Annotated in this window: 15 protein-coding genes; 10 read left to right on the top strand and 5 right to left on the bottom strand. The window is 71.0% G+C overall.

The genetic code is table 11. The annotated features are described in order from the left end of the window. Window positions 1-634: 634 nt before the first annotated feature. The 4 genes from ACFY2K_RS37990 to ACFY2K_RS37975 form a co-directional block, all read right to left on the bottom strand. Window positions 635-2,974, bottom strand: a complete 2,340-nt coding sequence (locus ACFY2K_RS37990) for an FUSC family protein (protein WP_387717206.1) — start codon at window positions 2,972-2,974, stop codon at window positions 635-637. Between the two features lie 39 nt (window positions 2,975-3,013). After that, the gene (locus tag ACFY2K_RS37985) at window positions 3,014-3,643 is read right to left on the bottom strand and encodes a cysteine hydrolase family protein (RefSeq protein WP_380526061.1); all 630 of its coding nucleotides are present in this window, start codon (window positions 3,641-3,643) and stop codon (window positions 3,014-3,016) included. Between the two features lie 283 nt (window positions 3,644-3,926). Beyond that, window positions 3,927-4,604 (bottom strand): response regulator, encoded by a 678-nt coding sequence (locus ACFY2K_RS37980; protein ID WP_387717204.1) that lies wholly within the window; start codon window positions 4,602-4,604, stop codon window positions 3,927-3,929. Window positions 4,605-4,615: 11 nt separating this feature from the next. Continuing rightward, window positions 4,616-5,827 (bottom strand): sensor histidine kinase, encoded by a 1,212-nt coding sequence (locus tag ACFY2K_RS37975; protein WP_380526057.1) that lies wholly within the window; start codon window positions 5,825-5,827, stop codon window positions 4,616-4,618. A gap of 153 nt (window positions 5,828-5,980) precedes the next feature. Here ACFY2K_RS37975 and ACFY2K_RS37970 point away from each other — a divergent pair, with 153 nt between their 5' ends. The 10 genes from ACFY2K_RS37970 to pcaC all read left to right on the top strand — a co-directional run bounded on the left by ACFY2K_RS37970 (window position 5,981) and on the right by pcaC (window position 17,374). Further along, window positions 5,981-6,763, top strand: a complete 783-nt coding sequence (locus ACFY2K_RS37970; protein WP_380526055.1) for an ABC transporter ATP-binding protein — start codon at window positions 5,981-5,983, stop codon at window positions 6,761-6,763. A gap of 68 nt (window positions 6,764-6,831) precedes the next feature. Beyond that, window positions 6,832-9,372 (top strand): ABC transporter permease, encoded by a 2,541-nt coding sequence (locus ACFY2K_RS37965; protein WP_387717202.1) that lies wholly within the window; start codon window positions 6,832-6,834, stop codon window positions 9,370-9,372. 457 nt (window positions 9,373-9,829) lie between these two features. Next, window positions 9,830-10,339: a DUF4863 family protein gene (locus ACFY2K_RS37960; protein WP_380526051.1), complete on the top strand. Its 510-nt coding sequence runs from the start codon at window positions 9,830-9,832 to the stop codon at window positions 10,337-10,339. Between the two features lie 277 nt (window positions 10,340-10,616). Next, window positions 10,617-11,372, top strand: a complete 756-nt coding sequence (locus tag ACFY2K_RS37955; RefSeq protein ID WP_387717199.1) for a CoA transferase subunit A — start codon at window positions 10,617-10,619, stop codon at window positions 11,370-11,372. Beyond that, window positions 11,372-12,025, top strand: coding sequence for a CoA transferase subunit B (locus ACFY2K_RS37950; protein WP_380526047.1), 654 nt, complete (start codon window positions 11,372-11,374; stop codon window positions 12,023-12,025). The genes ACFY2K_RS37955 and ACFY2K_RS37950 overlap by 1 nt, the downstream gene beginning before the upstream one ends. 98 nt (window positions 12,026-12,123) lie before the next feature. After that, window positions 12,124-13,314, top strand: coding sequence for a thiolase family protein (locus ACFY2K_RS37945; protein ID WP_380526045.1), 1,191 nt, complete (start codon window positions 12,124-12,126; stop codon window positions 13,312-13,314). Between the two features lie 31 nt (window positions 13,315-13,345). Further along, window positions 13,346-14,140: a protocatechuate 3,4-dioxygenase subunit beta gene (pcaH, locus tag ACFY2K_RS37940; protein ID WP_380526043.1), complete on the top strand. Its 795-nt coding sequence runs from the start codon at window positions 13,346-13,348 to the stop codon at window positions 14,138-14,140. Then, window positions 14,137-14,733, top strand: a complete 597-nt coding sequence (gene pcaG, locus ACFY2K_RS37935; RefSeq protein ID WP_380641739.1) for a protocatechuate 3,4-dioxygenase subunit alpha — start codon at window positions 14,137-14,139, stop codon at window positions 14,731-14,733. Before pcaH ends, pcaG begins: the two co-directional genes overlap by 4 nt. Beyond that, entirely contained in the window at window positions 14,720-16,141 is a 1,422-nt protein-coding gene (gene pcaB / locus ACFY2K_RS37930) for a 3-carboxy-cis,cis-muconate cycloisomerase (protein WP_380526039.1), read from the top strand. Before pcaG ends, pcaB begins: the two co-directional genes overlap by 14 nt. A 42-nt stretch (window positions 16,142-16,183) precedes the next feature. Beyond that, window positions 16,184-17,374 carry a 4-carboxymuconolactone decarboxylase gene (gene pcaC, locus ACFY2K_RS37925; protein WP_387717196.1) on the top strand — a complete coding sequence of 397 codons (1,191 nt, stop codon included), beginning with the start codon at window positions 16,184-16,186 and terminating at the stop codon, window positions 17,372-17,374. Between the two features lie 104 nt (window positions 17,375-17,478). Here pcaC and ACFY2K_RS37920 read toward each other — a convergent pair whose 3' ends face one another. After that, on the bottom strand, window positions 17,479-18,378 hold the full coding sequence (locus tag ACFY2K_RS37920) for a SigB/SigF/SigG family RNA polymerase sigma factor (protein WP_380526035.1): 900 nt from the start codon (window positions 18,376-18,378) through the stop codon (window positions 17,479-17,481). Window positions 18,379-18,462 lie beyond the last annotated feature (84 nt).

Genomic DNA, 18,462 nt, shown 5'->3' with positions numbered 1-18,462 from the left:
CGTCGAGGCGGAAGTCGAACTCCCGGGTGCGGGTGGCGGCGCGGGTGAGGCGGCGGTTGACGGCGAGGGCGAGGGCCCAGGCGTGTTCGGCGACGTCGAGCAATGCCGTCCTGGGGGAGGTTGGGCCGGACGGTGGCACCGGGGACCTCGTCGAACGCCTTGCGTTCCTCCGCGCAGCGCCAGCCCTCGGAGTTGGGCTTCTGGGAGGCGGCGGAGCTGGTCGGGTGGGTGCAGGTGCGCCACGTGGTCTCGGGCAGGTGGGTGAGCGTGCGAGCCGGACTCAGGAGAACGGAGCGTCGGCCGCGGCGGGGAGGCCGGCGATGCGGCTGGCGAGATCTCCCTCCCCCGTTCCCCAGGTCGCGATCAGCTCGTGCCGGGTGGGGTCGACGCCGTAGCGGGGAATCAAGCCGTACCTCAGGATCCTCTCTGCGCGCCGCCTGGCGCCTCACCATTATGACTTGCCGCCAGAGCTGCATGTTCTGAGCGGCTTCGGTGCCTGGTATGCACGGGCGGTGGGGAGCTCGGTGGCGCCGCCGGTGTCCCCGGGCGCTATGGGGCCGCGTCCGGAGCGGACTGGGTCAGCTCCCGCGCGACACGGGTAGGGGCACGGGGAGGAGGATCCCCGACCTGTGGATTACTCAGGACGACCGACTTGTCGGAAGTCCTTGGGCCCGGGCGTTCGTGCCTCAGTGGCGGTGCGGACAGGTATCTGCCGGTCTGGGCAGCGGCTTGGTTCCGGGGAGACGGGCAGGTGAAGTGTCCGGGCCAGGTTCTGGATGCTCTCGTCCACGCGTTGCAGGTGTCGCAGGACCCGTCGCGTCGCGTTGATGTCTTCCGCGCGCGCCCCGGGCTCGCTCACTGCGAGCTGGGTGGGGATCCCGGGACCGCGTGCGACCAGAGATTCGTCCCCGTCTCGGAGGGCTGCCCCGCCGATCAGGATCGCGAGGTTGTGGTCAATCCTGCGGGCCTCGTCCACGAGGCGCGGATCGGTGCCGAGGTGGAGGCCGGCCGGTACCAGTCCGGCGGTGGCGGCCAGGCTGCGGGTGTGGAAGGCCGCCGTCTCCAGTTGGCCCAGGACGGTGAGCGCGGCGCGCCGGCGGGACCGCAGCGGGCTGATCGGCATGGTCAGCGGCTGCACCGACAGGCGCAGGCCGTCCAGGGCCGTATCCAGTGCGCGGGCCGGGTCGAGCAGGTCCCCGCCGGGCTCGCCGCTCAACTGGGCCAGCGATCGGGAGAGCACCGCTCGCAGCTGCTCCAGCACGTCGCGCAGCAGCTGGTCCGTGCGTTCGCGGGTGTGCACCGGCAGCACGAGCTGAGCGGCGGTCAGTCCGCACGCGATTCCCAGCGCGGTCTCCTCGATCCGCACCACCAGCACGCCCGGGGTGAGGGTGTGGAGCAGCGTGTAGAGCATGCCGAGCATGGTGGTGACGAAGAAGGACATCAGGGTGTAGGACACCGTGATCGTGTAGTACATCCCGAACACGCTGAGGCCCGCCAGCGCGAAGGCCGGCCAAGGTGCGCCGCTTATCAGGGCGGCGAGGGCGAGTCCGGCGGCGACACCCGTCACCGTGCCGATCAGGCGCCGGTATCCCCTGACGAGGATCTCGCCGGTGGAGCCGGTGCCGATGAACACCACCCAGCAGGTGAAAACCGCCCAGTACCAGCGCTGGGGTGACAGCAGTTCGCCGCCGACGATGGCCAGTGCCGATCCGGTCGCGACCTGGAGTGCAGTCCTGGTGGTGGGGCGGATGCGAGGGCCGTGCTGATCCTGTACGGCGTCCTTCGCCAGGTCGGATCCCACCGCCCGGAGCTCCTCACGAACCCGTGCTGTCCCGGGGGTGTTCTGGGCCGCCAGGGTTTGACCGTCGATGGCCGGGCGATAGCGAAGCAGGGCGTGGGCGAGGTCTCCGGCGGAGCGGAAGACGTCCTGCATCGCCGGGGATGCGTCGGGCAGGTGCTCGTCACGGCGGTAGCCGAACAGCCGGTCGCGGACCTCGTCGGCATCGGGGCCGGCCGGCCGCAGCGGACCCGGACCGATCGCCGTGCGCAGCGCACGCAGCTCCGAGTTCAGTACGGGCAGCGTCGCCAGGTCCTGGGCGTCGGCGGGGAAACCGGCGGGTCGTGCCTTCGTCAGGTGTCGGGCCAGGGTGTCGACGTCGGCGCCGGGCCGCAGGACTCGCAGCACGAGGACGGCCAGCCGTTCCACGGCCGTTTCGGCTTCCGCCACGTGGCGCTGGATCGCGGTGGCGGTGTGCTCGTCGGTCGTGCGGGCCGCCAGCTGCTTCTGGATCATCAGTGCGCCCGTGTGCAGGCGGGCAGCCTGTCGGCGTAGGTCGTCGACCGCCCGCTGGGTGCGTGGCGCCAGCGGTCCGCCCTCGGTCACATCGATCAGCGAGTCGAGCACCAGCACGAGACGCAGGTCGAAGGCTCGTTGCAGCCGTGTCAGCGTCCGCTGCGGCGACGAGCGCAGGACGGTGAACCGGACCAGCGCCGAGCCGAGGAAGGCCGTCAGTACGGCCACGGACAACTGTGGCAACTGCTCCACGCGGGTCCCGACGAACTGGGTCACAAAGAAGAGCTGGAAGGCGAAGACACCCAGTGTGGTCGCGCGCGGGCCCAGGTGCCGGATGTGGATGGCGGCGAAGATCAGGAGCACGAACACCACATCCGCAACGACCCGGTACGGGGCCAGCACGCTTCCGACCGTCATGACGGTCAGAGAGACCGGCACGCCCATTGCCAGGGTCAGCGCTTGGTCGCGCGGCCGGGGTTCGGTGACCGCGGCCGTGCTGACCATCGCCGTGAGGGCACCCGTCACCAGGATCGGCACCGGGGCGTCCAGTGCCGTGAGGGCACCGAGCGTCAGCAGCACCGCGCCGACCGTGCCGAGGGCGGAGAGCAGCCGAATCAGTCCGGGATCGGATGCCAGGAACCGATCGTAGGCATCCGCCGGTCCCGATTGCGTTCGCCGCATGCCCCAGCCGCCCTTCTCGCCGGATCGATCGTGGATGTCCTATGCCGCGGATTCGTCGAGCGAGGCCAGGAAGTCGTCCACGCCGACCACGTTGTGGGAGACCATGCTCAGGCCGCGCATCATCGCTTGGTAGGTGACCAGGCCACCGGGAGCGGCTATCGCGTCGGTGAACGCGGTGACGTGGTAGCCGCGCTCCATCGCGGTGCGGGCCGTCGATTCGACGGCCATGATCCCGGAGACCCCGGCGATCGCCAGGTATTCGACGCCACGCTGCCGGAGCTGGAATTCCAGGTCGGTGTGGTGGAAGACGTCGAGGCTCTTGTGCGGCGCGAGGACCACGTCGCCCGGCCGGGGAGCCAGGTCCTCGTGGAACTCGGTGTTCCAGGTGCCGGCCCCGAACATCCGGCTGTCGAACATCTGCCGGTGGATCCCGGAGACGTGCTTCCACGTCGAGTAGTCCTCATCGGTGAAGGACGTCGTCGAGTAGAAGACGGGAACGTCCTTGTGCCGCCGCACACCGGCGATGAGCTTCTTCAGGTTGTCGATCGTACCCAGCCGTTCGTATTCCGGCGCGTAGATGGAATAGGCCTTGCCGTCCTTCGAGAAGTTCTCGTTGACGAGGTCGACGAGCAGCAGTCCCACTCGACCGTGTTCGTAGGTGCTTGCCATGGCTGTCCTCCAGTGCAGTAGTAGTCGGCGGCCCCCGGACTGGGAACTACCGTTACAAGTAATGACTGTAACGCAACTTGCGTCCGAGTGCAGCCCCCTCGCGGATGCCGCACCGGCATGCAAGTGCCCATCAGTGAGTCGAGCCCAGTGGCCGGGAGTTGACGGCGCGAGAGTCACGTCGCGGATGCCGAGGCGTGTGGGAGGCCTGCTGGGTCGGCGTGAGTTCGAACGAGGTTGCCGATGCGCGCCGAATCAACGGCCAACCCGGCCCTGGGTGTTGGCCTCAGGTCAGGCCGTGCTGCCAGGCGCGGGCGGCGACTTCGACGCGGTTGCGGGCGCCGAGTTTGCGCTGGTCGCTGCCGAGGTGGGTCTTCACCGTGGAGAGGGTGACGTAGAGGGCGGCGGCGACCTCGTCGTTGGTCAGGCCTCGGGCGACCATGGCGACGACGTCCTGTTCGCGAGGGGTGAGTGGCTCGTGCGGCGGGGGAGCGTCGGGTCCGGGGCGGGCCGGCTGCCGCGTGGGCTGGGCGGTCATGTGCCGCAGGAGTCGGACGGTGACGGAGGGGGAGATGAGCGAGCCGCCCACGGCGGCCGCGCGGACGGCTTCGATGAGCAAAGCGGGGGAGCAGTCCTTGAGGACGAAGCCGCACGCTCCGTGCCGCAGCGCGCTGTAGACGTATTCGTCGAGGTCGAAGGTGGTGGCGATGATCACCTTGAGCGGTTGTGCCGCGTCGGGTCCGGCGAGGAGGCGGGTGGCTTCGAGTCCGTCCATACCGGGCATGCGGATGTCGAGCAGGCAGACGTCGGGGCGCAGTCGGCGGGCTTCGGCGACGGCGGTGGTTCCGGTCGCGGCTTCGGCGACGACTTCGATGTCCGGTTGGGAGTCGAGGATCATCCGGTACGCGGCGCGCACGGTGACCTGGTCGTCGGCGAGGAGGACGCGGATGGTCATGGTGCCCATCGTGCCAGGCGTCAGGACGGGCCTGCGGAGGCGTTGCGGCTGAGGGGGATCTCGGCGCTCACCTGCCAGCCGTCGGCCGGTCCGGGTCCTGCGGCCAGGCGTCCGCCCAGGGCGTGGACGCGCTCACGCAGTCCGGTGATGCCGAACCCGTCGGGGCTTCGGCATGGCGGCGTGTCGGCCTGGGGCTCGGCGTTGTCGGTGACGCAGACGGTGAGCGCGACATCGTTCGAGGCCAGGCGGATGTCGATGGTGACCGTGTCGGCCTGGCCGGCGTGTTTGCGGATGTTGGTCAGGGCTTCCCGGACGATGTGGTGGACCGTTGAGGCGATGTGGTCGGCCGGGGGCGCCGCGAGCAGCCTGGGGTCGATGGTGAGGCGGACGGCGGGTCCGGCCGAGCGCAGGGATTCCGCGAGGTCCGGCAGGCCATGCAGTCCATCGGGGGCATCCAGCGGCGCAGAGCGGTCCGCTTGACGCAGGAAGGTGACCATGGCCCGCATGGAGTCCGTCGCCTGTGCGGCGGCGTCCTCGATGTTGGCCAAGGCCTGGTCCAGAACCTGGGATGTCGGCGGGCGGCCGTTTGCGGTGGTGAAGCGCACGGCTTTGACCTGCGCGGTGATGGCGGTGACGTGGTGACCGACGAAGTCGTGCAGTTCACGGGCGTATTCGAGGCGCTGGGCGTTCAGGCGGGCCTGGTGCTCACGTTCACGGGTGGCATCGAGCAGGCGCAGGTAGAGGCCGAGGAGGACCAGCACGGGGGCGGCGAGCAGCAAGACCGGGGCGCTGTACTTGGCCGCCTTGACGAACTCGGAGCCGGGCAGGCGCAGCAGAACCAGCGTGGCGGCGAGATAGGCGGCGGTGGCGAGCGGGATCATCCCTCGGACGGGCTCGTGGCGGATCGTGCGGATGGTGAGGAGCAGCAGCACGCCCATCTCCGTGGTGCCGGGAGAGTGCTCGGGTCGGTGCGCCAGGTGGGCGGTCACCAGGGACAGGCCGGTGGAGGCGGTGACCGCGGCCCATCCGGTGCGCGTCAGATGGTGGGGCGGCGCCAGGAGCGCCGCGACGCACAGCAGACCGACGGCGATCGTCGCGGCGGTTGTGGGCGCAAAGCCGGTGTCGAGGGCCTCGGCGGTCATCACGGCCAGGGCCGACGCGGCGGCGATGGCGTGGCCGCGGTGGCTTCGGAGCCAGGAAGCGAGCATGGCGCGCGCCGAGGTGGTGAACATGTCGGCCCACGCTACGCCCACGCGCATCCGCCGGCCCTCCACCGTTTGACCGAGGCTCCGGCATGGCAGTCGGCCATCCGGTCGATCCGCGCACCCGGCCCGTGCCGGGAGGATCGTCGATGTCGATCTGCCGTCTGCCCCTGAGGAGTTCGTATGAGCCGTGAACGCAGCACCTTGACCGCGCCGACCGTATTGCCGAACGAGGCCGCCGCCTGCGCGCGGGGTCTGAGCAAGTCATACGGGAGCGGCGAGGCACGGGTCGTGGCGCTGGACAAGGTCGACGCGGACTTCGGTCGGGGCATGTTCACCGCGATCATGGGCCCGTCCGGGTCGGGCAAGTCGACGCTGATGCACTGCATGGCCGGCCTCGACTCCTTCACCAGCGGCTCGGTGCGCATCGGCACCGCGGAGCTGGGCGCCCTGAACGACAAGCAGCTCACCCGGCTGCGCCGGGACGAGATCGGTTTCATCTTCCAGGCGTTCAACCTGCTGCCGACGCTGAGCGCGTTGGAGAACATCACTCTGCCCCTCGACATCGCGGGCCGGACACCCGACAAGGAGTGGCTGGACACCGTCATCGCGACGGTGGGGCTGGCCTCTCGCCTCTCCCACCGGCCCTCCCAGCTGTCCGGCGGCCAGCAGCAGCGCGTGGCCATCGCCCGGGCGCTCGCGGCCAGGCCGGAGATCGTGTTCGCTGACGAGCCGACCGGCAACCTCGACTCGCGCTCCGGAGCGGAGGTGCTCGGCTTCCTGCGGCACTCGGTGCGTGAGCTCGGGCAGACGGTGGTCATGGTCACCCATGACCCGGGCGCCGCCGCCTACGCGGACCGGGTGGTGTTCCTCATGGACGGCCGGATCGTGGACGAGATGGACGGACCCACCGCGGATGCGGTGCTGGACCGGATGAAGGATCTCGACGCCCGGCGATCGCGCTGACTTCGTCCGCCCCTACCGCTGCGCGGCCGGCAAGGCTGCCCGCTGCCAAGTCAGGACTTCGCACTTTCATGTTTCGCACCGCCTGGCGCACCGTACGCGCCCACAAGTCCCGCATGGCGCTGACTGCGCTGGCCGTCACCGTCGGCGTCGCCTTCGTCACCGGGATCCTCCTGTTCACCGCCACCGTCTCCGATGCGCTCACCGGCTCCTACCAGCAGACGTACACCCACACCGATGTGGTGATCCGTCCGGACGGCCGGGGAGCCGCCGCGGCGCCGGATGACCGGCTGCCGTCCCTGACCCCGGCCGACCTGCGGCGGGTGCAGGGCCTTCCCGAGGCCGGCGGTGTCCTCGCCGTCGTCTCGGGCTCGACGGCCCTGGGCTGTCCGGACGGCCGCCCGGCCGGTCGCGGCGGCCCCGCCAGGGCGGGCAACTACGCAGACAGCGGCGAAGGCGACCCTCGATTCACCTTCATCGGCGGTCGCCCACCCGCCGGAGGCGGCGAGATCGCCGTCGACGAGGCCAGCGCCGCACGGTGCGGTTACCATGTGGGGGACACCGCCCGGATCTCGGTGGACGGGCCTGGTCTCACCGCGCGGATCAGCGGTGTCTTCACCACACAGGCCGAGCCCGCCGTCACCGCCGGTGGAAGCCTGGTGCTGTTCGACACCGCGACCGCGCAGCAGCACTTCACCAGCCCCGGCCACTACAGCGAGTTCCACGTCAAGGCCGCACCCGGCATTCCGGCCGAGCAGCTGCAGCAGGCAGCGGAGCGGACGCTCCCGGGCACGGTCACCATGACGGCGGCCTTCCTCACCCGGGACCAGCAGCTTGCCGCTCAGAGCACGGTCACCGGGCTGCGCACCACGTTGCTGTCCTTCGCCGCCGTCGCGCTGTTCGTCTCCTGCTTCCTGATCACGAACACCTTCGGCATGCTCGTCGCCCAACGGGCCAGGCAGATCGGCCTGTTGCGGGCGATCGGGGCCTCGCGTCGCCAGATCACCCGTCTGGTGCTGGCCGAGGCCTTTCTGGTCGCGCTCGTGGCGTCACTGGCCGGGATCGCGGTGGGCATCGGCGTCGCCCAGGGCCTGCGCCCCCTTGCCAGCGGTCTGGGCAAGGGCGGCCCACTCCCCACCGGTGGGTCTCTGAGCCTGCCCGCTTACGCGCTCGTCCTCCCCCTGCTGGCGGGGGTGCTGACCACGCTGGTCGCCGCATGGCTGCCCGCCCGCAGGGCTGCCCGAATCGCGCCGCTGGCCGCCCTGCGCACCGCTCTCGCCCCGGCACCGAAGAGCAGCGGCAGGGCCCGCGTGCTCGTTGGCATCCTGCTGGCCGACAGCGGGGTGGCCTGTCTGCTGGCCGGACCGAGGACCGACAGCATCCAGAACGGCGCCCCGGTGGTGGCACTGGGTGCCGTCCTTGCCGCCGCCGGCCTGCTCGCACTCCTGCCGATGCTGGTCGCACCAGCCCTCGCCCCGGTCCGCCCCCTCCTCGGCAGGGCCGGGATCAGCGCGCGGCTGGCGATACGCAACAGCACCCGAAACCCCTGGCGGACCGCGGCGGCCGCCGCCTCGCTGGTCATCGGCGTGAGCCTGGTGACGGCCCTGACCATGATCGCGGCCGGTGGCCTCGCCGCCGCCAACGCCCAGAGCGCCCACGTCGTCAAGGCCGACTACGTCGTCTCGATGCAGGACCTCACTCCCCTGTCCGCCACCGTGGAACAGCGCCTGGCCGCCAGCTCCGACGTCACCGCCACCGCAGCGATCCGTGAAGCGGAACTGTCCATCAACCAGGGCCGGCAGTACGCACTGGCCGTTCCCACCACGGCCGTGCGCGACATGCTGCGCCTTCGTCTGGCCGGCGGGTCGGCGGATGCATTCGGTGGCCCGAGAGTCCTGGTGACCACCGACGACGCCCGCGCTTACGGCTGGACAGCGGGAAGCCGGTTCAACGCCCAGCTACCGGACGGACGGCCCGCGCAGTTGACGGTGGCGGGCGTGTACGAGTCCAACACTCTGCTGACCGGCATCCTCATCGACACCGCCGTCCTGTCCTCGGCCCCTGACACCGCCAAGAAGGTCCTTCTCACCACCCGGGACCACCCCAGCGCCGCGCTGCGGCTCGCCCTCACTCACGCCCTCGGCGACAGCCCTGCCCTGAGCATCGACAGCAGCGACGACCTGGCACGGGCGGCCGCAGACGGCACCAACCGCATGCTGAACCTGCTCTACGCCCTTCTCGCGCTGTCCGTCACGGTCGCGTTCCTGGGTATCGCGAACACCCTGGCGCTGTCCGTCGCCGAGCGCCGGCGCGAGATCGGCATGCTGCGGGCGATCGGCCTCACCCGGGCGGGAGTGCGCGCCATGGTGCGCGCCGAAGCCGTCGTCATCGCCGTCTTCGGCGGCGTGCTGGGCACCGCCCTGGGCGTCTTCCTCGGCTGGGCCGGCGGTGAACTGATCGCCGGCCACCTTTCCGGCTACCACCACGGCGTGCCCGTCGGGCGCCTGGTCGTCCTCCTGCTCCTGGCCGCACTCGCCGGTCTCCTGGCCTCGCTGTGGCCGGCGCGCCGCGCGGCCCGCACCCCGGTCCTGACGGCGATCGGAACGGAATAGCTTCACCAGCCCGCCACCGCCGACGGTCTGCCTCTCAAGTGTCCGACGCACGTTGTCGAACGCGGAACCGGGAGATGGTCGTCCGGCTGCCGGCAGCGAGCCCGGTCAGGTTCGCGGTGTCCTTCCCGGTCGCTCGGACTTCCCCGTCCGGAAAAGAAAAGTTACAGTCTCTATCTGTAAAGTAACTTGCCCCGAGGGGGACATCTGGTGGATGGAGAAGGCCGCGGGCAGGTCCTGAACCTTCCCCAGGGGACAGCCGTGGCGCCTGCCCCGCGCAGCACTCGGTCCCGCCGGGCAACGCTCCCGGGCGGCGCAAGGCCACCGGGCCCAGTCGCCTTCCAGGTGGGTCCGACAAGGCCGAATGATCACCGCATGTTTAGTTACGCCGATTCGGTGTAACTAGCCTGCGGCTCCACTCCACAAGCTCATTCCCCACACCACAGAGAAGGTGAACACCGTGGACAGCAGGCAGGCTCTCGTCGAGCGCAGTATCCCGTTCCTGCGGGAGATCAAGAACCGCACCGCAGGCAAGGAACTGGAAACCTGGCTCAACACCACCTACGGCCCCGACTCCGAGCTGCACACGGACCTGTCGAAGCTGGTCAAGCAGGGGCTGGAGGAGGGGTGGGCCGCGAACGTCGAGATCGACGGTCCTCACTACCGCCGCAGCGTCATCGAGCCGCCCTCCGAGCGGACCGAGTACTTCAGTATCACCGCGGTGTACATGAACAGCGTGCCGGTCTACCGGGGCCAGTTCCACCAGCACCCGTACGGCGAGATCAACATGGTCGTCCCGATCGACGCGGGCGCCGAGCTCCGCGGCCCGCACGGCTGGCAGGGGGCGGGCTGGACCGCCCCGGCGCCGGCGAGCAAGCACTACCCCGAGGGACGTGGTGGCGGGCTGATCGCCCTGTTCTACCTGCCGGCGGGCCGCATCTCCTACGACGCCAGGCCGGTCGCCAAGTAGGCGCCACCGATGCGCCGTTGGAGCCGGAAGATGTCGCGCCTCGGTGGTCATGCGCGGGGGCGTGGCAGGGGCCACGGCCTTGCCGGGCCTGCCGGCGGCCCACTGTGGGTGCCCCGCGTTGCCGCCCTGACAGGCCTACGGGCTGGTGATCGGCAGGCGGGTTCCAGGCCCGGGTCGCGGGGCGGGTGGTGATTCGATCCAGGGGCTTCGAAGGCGGGGAACCGGCGGCGATATGCCGCACAAGTTTGATGAACGAACGGATTGGAGCGCTCTGCTGATGGACAAGGTGGTGGCCACTGCCGAGGAGGCAGTGGCGGACATGGCGGACGGCGCGTCGCTCGCCGTCGGCGGGTTCGGTCTGGTCGGCGTCCCGAACGTGCTGATCCACGCGCTCTTCGAGCGCGGTGTCACAGGACTGCGCGTGGTGTCGAACAACTGCGGCACGGACGGCGGGGGCCTGGGCATCCTGCTGGCCGCCGGAAAGATCGCGCGGGTGACCGCGTCCTACATCGGCGAGAACAAGGAGTTCGCCCGCCAGTACTTGGGCGGCGAACTGGAGTTGGAGCTGACCCCGCAGGGCACCCTGGCCGAGCGGATGCGGGCCGGCGGCTGTGGCATCCCCGCCTTCTTCACCCCGGCCGGTGTCGGCACCCTCGTCGCCGAGGGCGGCCTGCCCTGGCGCTACGCCGCCGACGGGTCGGTGGCCGTGACATCGCCGCACAAGGAGGTGCGTACCTTCGACGGCCGCCAGTACGTGATGGAGCGCGGTATCACAACTGACTACGCCCTGGTGCGCGCTGCCCGCGGCGACCGTCTCGGCAACCTGGTCTTCCACCGCTCCGCCCGCAACTTCAACCCGCTGGCCGCCATGGCCGGGCGGATCACCGTCGCCGAGGTCGAGGAACTGGTCGAGCCCGGCGTGTTGGACCCGGACGAGATCCACCTGCCGGGCGTGTTCGTCCAGCGCGTCGTCGAACTGACGCCCCAGCAGGCGGCGGACAAGGGAATAGAGAAGAGGACGGTGCACGCCTGATGGCCTGGACCAGGGACGAGATGGCGGCCCGCGCCGCCATGGAGCTCAACGACGGTGACTACGTCAACCTCGGAATCGGCCTGCCCACCCGGATCCCGGACCACGTGCCGGACGGGATCCGGGTGGTGCTCCAGTCGGAGAACGGGATCCTGGGGGTCGGTCCCTACCCGTCCGAGGAGGTGGTCGACCCCGATCTGATCAACGCGGGCAAGGAGACCGTCACCGTCCTGCCCGGCGCGGCGTTCTTCGACTCCGCGCTCTCCTTCGGCATGATCCGCGGCGGCCACATCCACACCGCCGTCCTGGGCGCCATGCAGGTCTCGGCCCGCGGGGACCTGGCCAACTGGGTGATCCCCGGCAAGATAGTCAAGGGCATGGGCGGGGCCATGGACCTGGTCCATGGCGCGCGCCAGGTCATCGTGCTGATGGAGCACACCGCCAAGGACGGCAGCCCGAAGATCGTCGCCGAATGCACCCTGCCGCTCACCGGCAAGGCGTGCGTGAACCGCATCATCACCGACCTCGGCGTCCTGGACGTCACCGACGACGGCCTGGTCCTCGTCGAGACGGCCCCCGGTGTCACCGCCGAGGAGATCGCCGCCCGCACCGCGGCCCCCATCCGCGTCGTGTCGGCCCTGGCGACATCGGTCTGACCGTCCGCCGGCCGCCCGCCAGCCCGGTACCCCGGACAGTCGCCGCGCCGGCGGGCCTCCTCGTACCATCCCGTACCCTTACCCCCAGGAGCCCCTTGATGATCGAGCGTCCGCGGGACGTCTACGTCGTCGATGCCGTCCGCACCCCGATCGGCCGCTACGGCGGCGCTCATTCCGGGACACGTCCCGACGATCTCGCCGCCGGAGTGCTTCGCGCCCTGGTCGGCCGCAGCCCCGACCTGGACCCGACCCGCATCGACGATGTGGTTCTCGGCAACGCCAACGGCGCCGGTGAGGAGAACCGCAACGTAGCCCGGATGGCGACGCTGCTCGCCGGACTTCCCGTCACCGTGCCCGGTGCCACCGTCAACCGGCTCTGCGGCTCCGGCATGGAGGCGGTCATCCAGGCCGCCCGCGCCGTCGCCCTGGGCGATGCCTCCGTCGTCATCGCCGGCGGCGTGGAGTCGATGAGCCGCGCTCCCTGGGTGCTCCCCAAGCCCGAGCGGGCCTTCCCGACAGGCCATGCGCAGCTTTCCTCCACCACCCTCGGATGGCGCCTGGTCAACCCCCGGATGCCCGACGAGTGGACGGTCGCACTCGGTGAGGGAGCCGAGCTGATCGCCGACAAGTACGGCATCAGCCGCGACGCACAGGACGCCTTCGCCCTGGCCAGCCATCAGAAGGCGGCCCGCGCCTGGCAGGACGGCCTCTACGACGACGAGATCGCGCCGGTCGACGGAGTGGTGCTCTCCCGCGACGAGGGCATCCGCGACAACACTTCCATGGAGGCACTGGCCCACCTCAAGCCGGCCTTCCGCACCGGCGGCACCGTGACCGCCGGCAACTCCTCCCCGCTCAACGACGGCGCGGCCGCCCTGCTGCTCGCTGACGAGGCAGGTCTTGCCGCGATCGGCCGCGAGCCGCTGGCCCGCATCCGCACCTCGGCGGTCTCCGCGATCGAGCCTCAGTACTTCGGCCTCGGCCCGGTCGACGCCATCACCAAGGCGATGGCGAAGGTCGGTGCCGGCTTCGGAGACCTGCAGACCGTGGAGCTGAATGAGGCGTTCGCCGCGCAGGCGCTCGGCTGCCTTGCCGCCCTGTCCGACCTCGACCCGGTCATCGTCAACCCGCGCGGCGGAGCCATTGCCATCGGTCACCCCCTCGGGGCGTCGGGCGCCCGCCTCACCGGTGCCGTTGCCCACCAGCTCGCCGCCGCCGGCTCCGGCAAGGGTCTCGCCTCGCTGTGCATCGGCGTCGGACAGGGACTCGCCATCGTCCTCGAACGCTGACCCGACCCCGCCCGCAGAAGGACCCAACCTCATGACCGCCGCACCCCCACCCGCGCGAGAGCCGGTCAGCCAGGCCGCCATCAACCGCGAGATTGCCGACCTGCGCGACTCCTACGCCAAAACCCGCGCCGCCGGAGCCCCCCACCGCCACCACCCCGACCGCGACTACCCGCCCTACCGCAGCAGCAGGCTTCGCCACCCGCTGGGCCCGTTGGTCGCCGTGCACGACCCCGAAGCCGTCGAACTGACCAGCCCCGCCTTCGGCGTCACCGACATCACCGACCTCGACTCCGACCTCACCCGCCAGCACACCGGCGAGCCGGTCGGCGAACGCATCACTGTCGCCGGCCGCGTCCTCGACCGCGACGGCCGACCCGTCACCGGCCAGCTGGTGGAGATCTGGCAGGCCAACGCCTCCGGCCGCTACACCCACCAGCGCGACCAGCACCCCGCCCCACTGGACCCCAACTTCACCGGCGCCGGCCGCTGCCTCACCGACGACCAGGGCCTGTACTGCTTCACCACCGTCAAGCCCGGCCCCTACCCCTGGCGCAACCACACCAACGCCTGGCGGCCCGCCCACATCCACTTCTCCCTCTTCGGCACCGCCTTCACCCAGCGCCTCGTCACCCAGATGTACTTCCCCGGCGACCCGCTCTTCCCCTACGACCCCATCCTCCACTCCGTCACCGACGCCGCCGCCCGCCGGCGCCTGGTCGCCACCTACGACCACAACCTGTCCGTCGCCGAATGCTCGCTCGGCTACCGCTGGGACATCGTCCTCGACGGCCCCGCCGCCACCTGGACCGAAGAAGGCCGCCAATGATCCATCTTCCCCCGACCCCCTCGCAGACCATCGGCCCCTTCTACGGCTACGCCCTGCCGTTCACCGGCGGCGAGACGATAGCCCCCACCGGCCACCCCGCCACCATCACCATCCGCGGACGCGTCCTCGACGGCGCCGGTGCCCCGGTACCCGACGCGCTCCTGGAGTTCTGGCAGGCCGCCCCGGACGGCAGCCTGACCGGCGTCCCCGGGTCGCTGCGCCGCGACCCGGGGACCGGCGCCGTCCTGGGCCGCACCGGTGTGGACTTCACCGGCTTCGGCCGTGTCGCCACAGGCAGCGACGGTGGCTGGACCCTGCGTACGCTCGCACCGGGTGCCCACCGCGACGGTGCGACGCCCTACCTGGCGGTGTGCGTCTTCGCCCGCGGCCTGCTGCAGCACCTGTACACGCGTATCTACCTGCCCGAGCAGGTGACGGCGCTGGCCGCGGACCCGGTGCTCGGCGAACTGCCCACCGAGCGCCGGGCAACCCTGGTCGCCACGGCCGAACGCGACGGGGTGTACCACTTCGACATCCGCCTCCAGGCGGGGGACGGACCGGACGAGGAGACGGTCTTCCTTGAGTTCGCCTGACAACCGCGCCGGCAACTCCTCACCGGGCGCCGTCCTCGGCCTGCTCTCCCCGGGATACGCCGGCTCGGCGGCCGAGACCGCCACCGGTGACGCCGCCTTTCTGCAGGCCATGCTGGACGCGGAGGCGGCCCTCACCCGCGCCCAGGTCACCGTCGGCCTAGCCCCCGCCCGGGCCGCCCGGGCGGTCGGCGCGGCCTGCACCGCCGACAGCTACGACCTGCCGGATCTCGCCCGGCGCGCCGGCTCCGGTGGCAATCCGGTGATCCCGCTCGTGGCCGACCTCACCACGACCGTCGCGATGCGGGATCCGGGCTCGGCCGCCTACGTCCACCGCGGTGCCACCAGCCAGGACATTCTCGACACCGCCGCCATGCTGGTCACCCACCGCACCCTCCCCCCGGTGCGTGCCGACCTGGAGCGCACCGCCGCCGCCCTGGCCCACATCGCCGCCGAGCACCGCGACACCCCGATGCCCGGCCGCACCCTCACCCAGCACGCCGTCCCCACCACCTTCGGCCTCAAGGTCGCCGGCTGGCGCTCCCTGGTCCTCGATGCCGATGCCCGCCTGCAGGCCGTCCGGCAATCGCTGCCCGTCCAACTCGGCGGCGCTGCAGGCACCTTGGCCGCCTTCCATGCCTACGCCGAAGCCGACCGGACTCCCGTTGCAGGCGGCGACATCGGACTGCGGCTCTTGGCCGAGTACGCCACCGAGACCGGGCTCGCCGAGCCCGCACTGCCCTGGCACACCCTGCGCGCCCCGATCGCCGATCTCGGCGCCGCGCTGGCCTTCACCGCCGGGGCACTCGGCAAGATCGCCGCCGACGTTCTTGTTCTCTCCCGCACCGAGATCGCCGAGGTCACCGAAGGCAGTGGCGGAGCATCCTCGGCCATGCCGCACAAGAACAACCCGGTCCACGCCACCTTGATCGCCTCAGCTGCCCGCCGGCTACCGGCGCTCGCCGCGATCCTGCTCGGATCGATGACTGCCGAGGACGAGCGACCCTCCGGCGCCTGGCACGCCGAATGGCAGACCCTGCGCGAGGCTCTCAGGCTGACCGGCGGCGCCGCCCGCGGCGCCGCCGAACTCGCCGAGCAACTCCGGGTCATGCCGCAGCGGATGCGCACCCACCTCGACCTCACCGAAGGGCTGATCGTCTCCGAGCGGATCGGCATCGCCCTGGCCCCACTGATCGGACGCGGACCGGCCAAGGACCTCCTCACCCGCGCCTCCCACCGCGCCGCCGAACAGGGCATCCCCCTCTACCAGGCACTACGCCAGGATCCAGCCCTTACCGGGCTTGCCCTGCCCGAAGGCCGACTGGCCGAACTCGCCGACCCCGCCCACTACCTCGGTTCCGCCACCGCCCTCGTCGACCGTTCCCTGCGTACCCCGCCCGCGCAGCACTGAGCCACCACCCGGCACCCCGACGTGCCGCAGAAGGAAACACCCGTGAGTCATCACCCGCGTCTGCTCCACCACCACCTCGACGGCCCCACCGACGCGCCGCCGCTGATCCTCGGCCCCTCGCTGGGTACCTCACTGGCCGTCTGGGCTCCCCAGCTGAACGCACTCGCCCGCACCCACCGGGTGCTCCGCTTCGACCTGCCCGGCCACGGCAGCACGCCCACCACCGTCCTGCCGAACCCGGCCCCCGGGGCCACCACCGTGGCCGATCTCGCACAACTCGTGCTCGACCTCGCCGATCACCACGGCTGGCCCGCCTTCCACTACGCCGGCATCTCACTCGGCGGCGCCATCGGCGCCCACCTCGCCATCCACCACCCCCACCGCATCTCCACCCTCGCCCTTATGTGCTCCTCCGCCCACTTCGGCGAACCCGCCGCCTGGCACGAGAGGGCCCGCCTGGTCCGCGAGCAAGGCACCGAACCGCTGCTCGCCACCACCCCCAGCCGCTGGTTCGCCGAACCGGCCACCGCCGCCACCCCGTACGGCGCGACCCTGCTCGCCGACCTGGCCGCCGCCGACCCTGCCGGCTACGCCGCCTGCTGCGACGCCCTCGCCGACTACGACCTGCGCGACGATCTCTTGCGGATCACCGCGCCCACGCTGGTCGTTGCGGGACGCCAGGACCCGGCCACCCCACCGGCCCACGCCCGACAACTCGCCGACAACATCCCCGACGCCGCACTCACCGAGGTGCGCGAGGCCGCCCACCTCGCCGGCGTCGAACAACCCGGCCCTGTCACCGCCGCCCTCCACGCCCACTTCGCCACGACTGCGGCCTCCGCCGACGGTGCAGCCGACCGGCACGCCGTAGGCATGCAGGTGCGCCGCGCCGTCCTAGGCGACTCCCACGTCGACCAGGCAGTGGCACGCACCACTGATTTCACCGCACAGTTCCAGGACTTCATCACCCGCTACGCCTGGGGAGAGATCTGGTCCCGGCCGGGCCTGGACCGACGCTCCCGCAGCTGCGTCACCCTCACCGCCATGGTCGCCGGAGGCCACCACGAGGAGCTGGCCCTGCACGTGCGCGCCGCTCTCACCAACGGCCTGACCTGTGAGGAGATCGGCGAGGTCCTGCTGCAGACCGCCGTCTACTGCGGTGTCCCCGCCGCCAACACGGCCTTTGCCATCGCCCGACACGTCCTCGACGAGCTCGACACCAGCGGCTCCTGACTGCAACACCGGACGAGGCGGTGGACGCTCAGTGAGCCGGGTCGCCGGCCAACCCCGGCTCCACGGGCACTCGGTTGCCGCTGCTCTCGAAGCCCGTGGACGGTTCAGGGGCGGGGCGTAGCCTGCTCGCCGATCAGGCCGGTGCGCAGGGTGGAAAGGATGCGGGAGAGCAGTCGGGAGACCTGCATCTGCGAGATGTCGAGGCGTTGGGCGATGGCGGTCTGGGGCAGTTCCTCGATGAAGCGCAAGTGAAGGATCAGGCGCTCGCGTCCGGTGAGGCCGGCGATCAACGGGCGCAGCGACAGAAGCTCGTCGACCAAAGGCAAGCGGGCATCGTCGAAGCCGAAACCGCGCTCGAGATCGGCCTGTCGGGACCCGGCGTCCAGGAGTGCGTCAAGCGAGGCGGCGGTGGAGGCGTTGGCGGCAGTGAGCGCATCAGAGACGTCTGCTGGACCGATCGAGAGGTGTTCGGCCAGTTCTGCCATGCTCGGGGTGCGTCCGAGGTTCTGCTCGAGGTGGGCCCGGGCGTCGGCCAGTGTGGAACGCAGGTCCTGGAGGCGTCGGGGCACGTGGACAGCCCACGTGGAGTCGCGGAAGAAGTGCTTGATCTCGCCGACGATGGTGGGCATCGCAAAGCTGGCGAACTCCACGCCTCGTGCCGGGTCGAAGCGGTCGACGGCGTTGATCAGGCCGATTGTTCCGACCTGCAGGACCTCCTCGTATGTCTCCGGTCGAGTGCCGAGGCGGCGGGCGGCGAACCTGACGAGGGAGAGGTTGAGTTCGATCAGTGCCCCGCGCACGTGGGAGTGGGCCGGGGTGTCCTTCTCCAGCTCCGTCAGCCGACCCAGCAGGGTCCGGGAGAGGTCGCGGGCGTCGCGATAGCGGACGGCGTACGGGTCGGGCATCTCCGGCAGGTCGGCCGGCTCGCCGGGGCGCTCGCATGCCATGGCGCTGGGGCCGTAGGCGGGCCTCGGCGTGCTGACGGCGGCGAGCGGGGTTTGCATGTGGAGAGCGGCGGAGCCCAGGGGGGCGGGCAGGAGGCCTGGCGCGGGGCAACTCACCGGCGTCCCAGGTTTCGGAGGACGGGC

Source organism: Kitasatospora sp. NPDC001309 (assembly GCF_042896295.1).
Lineage (GTDB): Bacteria > Actinomycetota > Actinomycetes > Streptomycetales > Streptomycetaceae > Kitasatospora.
Note: the sequence above shows the minus strand (reverse complement) of the source record. Positions and strands in the feature narration are given on the sequence as shown.

Excerpts from the sequence above, each read along its gene's own strand:
- ACFY2K_RS37990 (WP_387717206.1), bottom strand. The coding sequence starts at position 2,974 with ATGCGGCGAACGCAATCGGGACCGGCGGATGCCTACGATCGGTTCCTG.
- ACFY2K_RS37985 (WP_380526061.1), bottom strand. The coding sequence starts at position 3,643 with ATGGCAAGCACCTACGAACACGGTCGAGTGGGACTGCTGCTCGTCGAC.
- ACFY2K_RS37980 (WP_387717204.1), bottom strand. The coding sequence starts at position 4,604 with ATGGGCACCATGACCATCCGCGTCCTCCTCGCCGACGACCAGGTCACC.
- ACFY2K_RS37975 (WP_380526057.1), bottom strand. The coding sequence starts at position 5,827 with ATGTTCACCACCTCGGCGCGCGCCATGCTCGCTTCCTGGCTCCGAAGC.
- ACFY2K_RS37970 (WP_380526055.1), top strand. The coding sequence starts at position 5,981 with ATGAGCCGTGAACGCAGCACCTTGACCGCGCCGACCGTATTGCCGAAC.
- ACFY2K_RS37965 (WP_387717202.1), top strand. The coding sequence starts at position 6,832 with ATGTTTCGCACCGCCTGGCGCACCGTACGCGCCCACAAGTCCCGCATG.
- ACFY2K_RS37955 (WP_387717199.1), top strand. The coding sequence starts at position 10,617 with ATGGACAAGGTGGTGGCCACTGCCGAGGAGGCAGTGGCGGACATGGCG.
- ACFY2K_RS37950 (WP_380526047.1), top strand. The coding sequence starts at position 11,372 with ATGGCCTGGACCAGGGACGAGATGGCGGCCCGCGCCGCCATGGAGCTC.
- ACFY2K_RS37945 (WP_380526045.1), top strand. The coding sequence starts at position 12,124 with ATGATCGAGCGTCCGCGGGACGTCTACGTCGTCGATGCCGTCCGCACC.
- pcaH (WP_380526043.1), top strand. The coding sequence starts at position 13,346 with ATGACCGCCGCACCCCCACCCGCGCGAGAGCCGGTCAGCCAGGCCGCC.
- pcaG (WP_380641739.1), top strand. The coding sequence starts at position 14,137 with ATGATCCATCTTCCCCCGACCCCCTCGCAGACCATCGGCCCCTTCTAC.
- ACFY2K_RS37920 (WP_380526035.1), bottom strand. The coding sequence starts at position 18,378 with ATGCAAACCCCGCTCGCCGCCGTCAGCACGCCGAGGCCCGCCTACGGC.